General features: G+C 66.2%; 6 protein-coding genes and 1 pseudogene. All 7 read right to left on the bottom strand.

Features of this window, described 5'->3' with window-relative positions; all coding sequences use genetic code 11:
* Nucleotides 1-112: 112 nt before the first annotated feature.
* Nucleotides 113-712: a metalloregulator ArsR/SmtB family transcription factor gene (locus QZZ33_RS09690; protein ID WP_291379716.1), complete on the bottom strand. Its 600-nt coding sequence runs from the start codon at nucleotides 710-712 to the stop codon at nucleotides 113-115.
* Between the two features lie 35 nt (nucleotides 713-747).
* Nucleotides 748-2,082, bottom strand: a complete 1,335-nt coding sequence (locus QZZ33_RS09685) for an Nramp family divalent metal transporter (RefSeq protein ID WP_291379715.1) — start codon at nucleotides 2,080-2,082, stop codon at nucleotides 748-750.
* A gap of 69 nt (nucleotides 2,083-2,151) precedes the next feature.
* Complete coding sequence (locus QZZ33_RS09680) at nucleotides 2,152-3,165, bottom strand: hypothetical protein (RefSeq protein WP_291379714.1); 1,014 nt, start codon at nucleotides 3,163-3,165, stop codon at nucleotides 2,152-2,154.
* A gap of 13 nt (nucleotides 3,166-3,178) precedes the next feature.
* Nucleotides 3,179-3,796, bottom strand: coding sequence for a DUF6318 family protein (locus QZZ33_RS09675; RefSeq protein ID WP_291379713.1), 618 nt, complete (start codon nucleotides 3,794-3,796; stop codon nucleotides 3,179-3,181).
* Between the two features lie 130 nt (nucleotides 3,797-3,926).
* The gene (locus tag QZZ33_RS09670; protein ID WP_291379717.1) at nucleotides 3,927-5,300 is read right to left on the bottom strand and encodes a DEAD/DEAH box helicase; all 1,374 of its coding nucleotides are present in this window, start codon (nucleotides 5,298-5,300) and stop codon (nucleotides 3,927-3,929) included.
* A gap of 338 nt (nucleotides 5,301-5,638) precedes the next feature.
* Nucleotides 5,639-6,610 (bottom strand): sugar-binding transcriptional regulator, encoded by a 972-nt coding sequence (locus QZZ33_RS09665; protein ID WP_291379712.1) that lies wholly within the window; start codon nucleotides 6,608-6,610, stop codon nucleotides 5,639-5,641.
* 144 nt (nucleotides 6,611-6,754) lie between these two features.
* Nucleotides 6,755-6,966, bottom strand: a pseudogene (locus QZZ33_RS09660) (transketolase family protein); the annotation flags it as partial.

Genomic DNA, 6,966 nt, shown 5'->3' with positions numbered 1-6,966 from the left:
GAGAGGACTTGCGCGGCCACGAGCGTGCGTAGCACTCGCCGCTGCAAGTGCTCGATGGTCGGCTCGTGCTCGCCCGAACTGCCCGGGGCTGGTGCGCCACCCGATCGCGGGATCATGCGGTCTCCAGGCGCCCGGCAGCGCGCCATTCGAGCACCCCGACCTCCGCGACTCTCACCGCGCGCCCGTGGTCTCTCAGTATCTCGGCTGCGTCATGTGACAGTGTGCAGAACCGGCCGCGGCAATACACGACGTAGCGCGACTCGGCTGGCAAGTCCGGCATGCTCGCTTCCAGCTGATCGACCGGGATGTTGATCGCGCCAGCGAGGTGTCCATGCGAGAACTCCGCTTCTGGGCGCACGTCAAGCACCACCTCGTCGCCCGGCACCACGACGTGATCGGTCCTGGGGCTTACCACGTCGTAGAGCTGGTTGACGAGCGCCGCCACGTGGGCGCCAGCCAGTGAGTAGACGATTGCTGAGCCTTCGCGGCGACTCGTGACCAACCCCGCGTCCTTGAGGCTTTGAAGGTGCGCCGACGCTGTGGTCACTTTCAGTCCCGCCACCCGGGCCACATCGCTCACATTGCGGTCGGCCTGTGCCAGCAGTTCGAGCAGTTCGACCCGTGAACCGTGCGAGATGGCGCGGCCCACTCTCGCGACCGCGTCGCGCGCGTGGGCACCCGCGGGCAACGATCCGAGATTCCATGGATTCATGGAATAACTGTAAAGCACGCGCGCATCGTGTGTCGCTAGGCTCCCGCGAACGTGATCGCGAGCAGGGCCACGTTGAGCGCCACGATGAGCGTCACCACCAGCCACGGCACCACCTGGAGCCTTGTGGCCGTCACGTGCTCGCCCATCACCTCGCGCGACGATGTGAGGCGTACCAGGGGTATCAGGGCAAACGGGATGCCGAGGCTGAGGACCACCTGACTGAGTACGAGCGCGTAGGTGGGGTCGGTGCCGATGGCGAGCACCAGCAACGCTGGGATCAGCGTCACAAGCCGGCGAAGCAGCAGCGGCACCCGACGCTTGATGAGTCCGCCCATCACGACCGCGCCCGCATATGCGCCAACCGACGTCGCGGCAAGGCCAGAGGCGAGCAGGCCGATGGCGAAGATCACGCCGATGGCTGGGCCCAGTGAGCTCTGGATCGCACCGTGGGCGCCCGAGATGGTGTCGGTGCCGCCCACTCCCCTCAGCGAGCTCGCGGCGAGCAACAGCATGGCAATGTTGACGGACCCTGCAATGACGAGCGACCACAGGACGTCGAACTTGGTGGCTCTGAGCAGTCGCGGCAGCCCGGCCCTGTGGTCCTCCACTTCCGAGGTGGTGGCCTCCGCGAGCGACGCGGGACCGGGGCTGTCGTCTCGACGCGAGCCGTCGGGCCCGAAGTGGGGCAAGTGGCGGTCCCTCGACAGCGCAGAGTGCAGGTAGATGGCGTGCGGCATCACGGTGGCACCGAGCATCGACGCCGCCAACACCACGGTGCCAGCACCGTCGAACCTCGGGGCGAGGCCACCAGCAGCACCGAACCAGTCCACTGAACTCACGAAGAGTCCGGCCAGGAATCCGACTGCGATGACCGCGAGGAACCCGATGATGACAAACTCGAACGGCTGTTGGCCCCTGCGAGCCTGTATCGACAGGAGCACCATCGAGATCACGCCTGTGATGACGCCGCCGACAACGAGGGGTAGGTCGAACAGCAGGCTCAATGCGATGGCGCCTCCCACCACCTCGGCCACGTCGGTCGCAGCGGCAACCACCTCCGCCTGCACCCAGTACGCGAGCCGCGGCCAGCGGCTCAGGCGTGCCCCGAGCAACTCTGGCAGTGAGCGGCCCGTCACCAGTCCGAGTTTGGCGCTCAGGTATTGCACCAGCACGGCCATGGCGTTCGATGCCACCAGAACCCACACCAGCAGGTAGCCGTGTTGCGCGCCCGCGGTGAGGTTGGCCGCCACGTTGCCGGGGTCGACGTAGGCAATCGAGGCGACGAAGGCGGGCCCTAGCAGGCGCCAGAGGCCTCGTTCCGGGCGTGCTTTCGCTCTGTCCCGTGCGGGAGCGATGGCATTGTTCGGCATGTCGAACAATCTAGCATTGTGCTCGGCGACCTGGGGTTCCACGAACGGCCATGTCGGGACCTGAGAGCTCTAGTCGGTGTTCTTGCGTTCCGGGTCTGTCCAGTAGCGTCCTTCGTCGCGCGCGGCCAGGTAGTCGTCGATCTTGTTGTCCGGGATCAGGTAGTTGAGGATTCCGTCTCCGTCGGGGTCGTACACGGTCTTCTGGTTGCCTCCCCCTTGGGTGCCGTTGATGCAGTTGCCGTTTAGGTCGCAGTCCACCCGGTGAGCATGAGGGTTGTACACGTGCACGGTGGTGGAGTTTGAGGTGGTGGTCGCCGTGCCCGGTGCCTCCCGCCACGTCGCGCCACCGTTGGTGGAGAACTCCCCCCGCCACGTGGTGGTCAATGTGAACGTGGTGCGGTGTTCCGGAACACGCGGGAACGTGAACGGTTCACCGCCCTGGTCATACGGCCTGCCAGGACTGGTCGACGTCCACACGGTCCCGTCCGTGTTGGTCCACGTGTACTGCGTCGCCACCGCCCTGATGATCACCGGAGTGCCCAACAAGGTCACGTCCATGGTGCGCGGGTTGGTGTCCACGATCAGGTTCACACCCAGTTCAGCGACCGCATACCCGCCCTCAGGTTGCACCTCGTACGTGTTCGGCGCGATCGGCATCGACGCCCACGCCTGCTCCACCTGAGCCAACAGAATGTCTGAGCCGCACTGGAAACCACCGATCTGCCGCCACGGCCCGTACACACCACCACCAAGATCGCGCGACCTCCACCACGGCTCCAACGCCACCTCACCGGCAGGACACAAGTCCGGCGGCGGGGGCACCTGCGTCACACAGTCAGGGATGTCCTCATTCCACGAGCCCGTGAACATCTGCCCCGTGAACTCCACAGTGATCCACTCCCGACACATCGGATGCCGCATCCACCGATCACCGCTGCCGCCACCCGACGTCGGCGCACCCTGCTGGACTGCGGCGGCAGAGTCGTAAACTTCCATCTGCGCGCCCCCGTCATCCGTGTCCTTCATGTCAGCGCCGACCATCGGGAGCAGGGCAGGCAGAAGGAGCAGTGCGCCGGCAGCCACCGCCGAGTGTCTGCTAGGCATCATCAAACTCGAGGTCGATCTCGTCTACCCGCCAGTGACCGTCCCTATAGTCAAGCCTGAAGCGCGCCTCGCCCGAGTACGGAGGGGCACCGTCCAGCAGATCTCCGTCCGGCCCGAAAGTCTCAACAGCCGCTGCCTGGAATCGGTCGGCGACGTACCAGAACCCATCTTCTTGCAAGCCGCCCCTAGCGAGAACGTCTGGAAATGTGACCTCTCCGCCGACGGAGTAGGCATCCAGTTCACGCGCCTCGGCTACGCCTGCCATCGCTTTTTCGCAGAAGCGGCAAGTCTCACCCGAGAGGTACTCAAATAGTTGCGTATCGCTGTCCTTTGCGAACAGGTCCGGGTACATCGCCAGGAAGAATCTCGCAAAGTGTGTCGCACTCTGGAAGTCCTCCCCCCGCGCGTTCTCGGGGATCTGCTCAAGCAGTTCCTCCTCGGGAGTCACGCTCGGGGTAGGAGTGGGCGACGGCGTCGTCACCACCACCGTCGAGGTAGAAGGCGGCGTTTCCGTCGGGGTCGCCCCCGGATCGCCGGAACAAGAGGTCAATACAACGGTCGCGCCCCCCACGAGGACTGCCACCGCTGCACCACGCAGCAGTCGAGTCATGCCCCAGACCATATCGACCAAACCGGACGCCCGGTACCCCAAAACTGGGGGCTGTGGATAACTGGAGACAAGACGACGACGGCCGGCCCCGTGAACTACGGGACCGGCCGACGCCGTCATTGACAATGGGCTAGCGAGAACGCCTGCGCGACGATCCGCTTGCGGAGAAGGCCGCCGCGCCACTGTGGCCGCCGCCGTGACCGGCACGCTGGCCTCCAGAGTGCGCCTGAGCAGGACGGCCCTCTGAGGAGCGACCCTGCGCGGGGCGCCCGCTCGACTGGCCCGGACGGGACCCGGATCCGCTACCAGCACCACGGCGACGTCCCCTGCCCTGGCCTTGACCCTGACGCTGCGGCTGTTCGGCCACTGGCGAGGGCTTGACGTACGGGGCAAACTCGCCCACGAGCGTGGCGACCTGTGCGGAGGTGGCGCTCACTGCTTGCGGGCGCACCTGAATGCTGGCGCGACGCATGAGCTGATCGGTCTCGCGGCGCTGCTCGGGCAGCACCACGGTGACGACATCGCCAGCGGAGCCAGCGCGGGCCGTGCGACCGGAACGGTGCAGGTAGGCCTTGTGCTCGGCGGGCGGGTCGACGTGCACCACCAGTTCGACATTGTCGACGTGGACTCCACGCGCGGCCACATCGGTGGCGACGAGCACGCGGTGCGTGAGCCCCTGGAAGAGTGCGAGGTTGCGGTCGCGCTGACCTTGCGACAGGTTGCCGTGCAAGTCCACGGACGGGATGCCAGCCGCGGTCAGCTGCTTCGCGAGCTTCTTGGCCTGGTGCTTGGTGCGCATGAACAGAATGCGCCGGCCAGTGCCGGAGGCGAGGGCGTGAACCAACTCGCGCTTGGCGTCGGCGCCGCCCACGTGGAACACGTGGTGGGTCATGGCGTCGACGTGGCTGTCTTCGCTGTCGACCGAGTGGGTGACGGGCTTGTCGAGGAATCGGCGCACCAGCTTGTCGACGCCGTTGTCCAGGGTGGCGGAGAACATCAACCGCTGTCCCCGCGCGGGCGTGGCCGTCATGATGCGCGTCACGCCGGGAAGGAAGCCGAGGTCGGCCATGTGGTCGGCCTCATCCAGCACGGTCATCTCGATCGCGTCGAGCGTGACGTGGCGCTGCTTCATCAGGTCTTCGAGGCGGCCGGGGCACGCCACGACGATGTCGACGCCCGCGCGCAGGGCACGCTCCTGGCGTTGCTGGCTGACGCCGCCGAAGATGGTGGTGGTGGTGAGGCCGTAGGCCTTCGCGAGCGGCGCGATGACCGCGTCGATCTGGGTGGCGAGCTCGCGCGTCGGCGCCAGCACGAGTGCACGCGGGTGACCGGGGCGAGACTTGCCGCCGCTGCGACCCAGGCGGGCAACGATGGGCAGCGCGAAGGCGAGCGTCTTTCCAGAGCCCGTCTTGCCGCGGCCGAGCACGTCGCGGCCTGCGAGGGTGTCGGGGAGCGTGTCCTCCTGAATGGGGAACGCCTTGGTTTTACCTTCGCGCTCGAGCACGTCGGTGAGTTGAGTGGGGACGCCGAGTTCGGCGAAAGAGCTTGACAAGGAAGTGGTGCCTTTCGGGCAAGGTGCCGGACGCGCGTGTGCGCATCACCGTGAGTGTCACGGCACCGGCATTGGTGGCGAATCGCGGAGGTGTCCGCGCTCGTTCGCCGGAGAGAAGTTCTACGAGCCGCGCCGCCTCAAGGGCTTGTGCGCTGGCGAGAAGGAGAAGCAATCTGCGACGCAGGAGGGCTTGGGGAGCCCTACAAGTGACACCAGCCTAACAGAGGCGGGTGAACCGCCTTCGCCACCGGCCCACCACCTGCGAGCTGCCAAAGGCGCAGCGAAAGTCCCTACGCGCTGACGGTGCCGCCCGCCGCTGACGCAGTCTGCGGTCCTGGTCCGTCGCCCGCAAGGCGGATCGCCGTGTCCACATCAGTGATGAGGACATTGATCCAGCCGCCCTCGAGAGCCCCTCGCACGGCGGCATACTTGCGCGCGCCACCCGCAACGCCGATGCGCCGCGGCACGCGCTTGAGCGCGGCAGTCTCGATGCCGATCACCCGCTTGGTGAACTCCTCATGCACCAGTTCCCCTTGCGAGTCGAAGAAGCTGAAGCAGATGTCGCCCACCGCCCCAGATTCCGCGAGCACCCTCAACTCATTCTCAGGGAAGGCGTTTCCGGACTGGCGTGCCAGGTCCGAGGGCTCGACTGCGCCGATACCCACCACGGCAACCGTGAGTCGCGACCACGCCTCACGGACACTCGCCACCGTGGAGTCAGCCATGAGTGAGTCCCGCGTCTCCGAGGAGTCGAGTACGGCGGGAGTCGACAACATGAGCGGCTCCGCGCCGGTGTGACTCGCGAACTGGCCAATGAGGCGAGTGGCCCGCATCTGCACCCGGGGGTCACCCAGACCGCCGACGAGTTGGACGACGGTATCGACAACGGGTTGCCGGAATGGTCTCATCGCCTCGACAGTGGCAAGCAAGGAGGCGGACCATGACGATATCCCCACCGTGTCTCCGCCGATGAGCGTGGCGGAGAGGTACTCCGCCGCCGCCCCGCCAAGCGCGAGCGCAATGTCCCCGTCCGCCTCTGTCACGTCGGCCACGACGACTTGCTTCAGACCAAAGCGCTGTTCGACCGCCTCTTCAAGTTCGGGATGCACTCCGGACGGCAGAGTGACGGTGGTGCGGACAATGCCGAGGTCCGATGCTCTCTTGAGTAGGCGCGAAACTCGCGGCTGAGACACGAGGAGGCGTTCGGCTATCTCGGCCTGGCGGTAGCCCTGTTCGTAGTACATGCGGGCGACCCTTGCCATGAGCCGAAGCTGGTCGTCGGCGTGACCGTAGGATCGGTCCCGGCTGACAGGTACTTGAGCCACAGAACCTCCTCACGTCCACGCGGACTGGCGCACCGCCGATCGATGAATAACCTATCACTGGCGCATCGGACGCAAGGAAGGCTAGCCGAGCAGCGTGCGTGCGGCGTCGGCAATCCCGGAACCTGTGATCCCATGCTGTTCGAAGAGCCACGTAGTCGAGCCTGTGACCGCGAAGACGTCACGGAAACCCACCATGGCCTGTCGCGCCGGATGCGTGGTCGCCAAAACCTCGGCAACGGCACCTCCGAGTCCCGTGACGAGTGCCTCCTCGACGGTGACTATTCCCTTCGTCT

Source organism: Demequina sp., from assembly GCF_016278775.1.
Classification (GTDB): Bacteria; Actinomycetota; Actinomycetes; order Actinomycetales; family Demequinaceae; genus Demequina.
The sequence above is the reverse complement of the archived record's forward strand: the minus strand, read 5'-3'. Positions and strand labels throughout refer to the sequence as shown.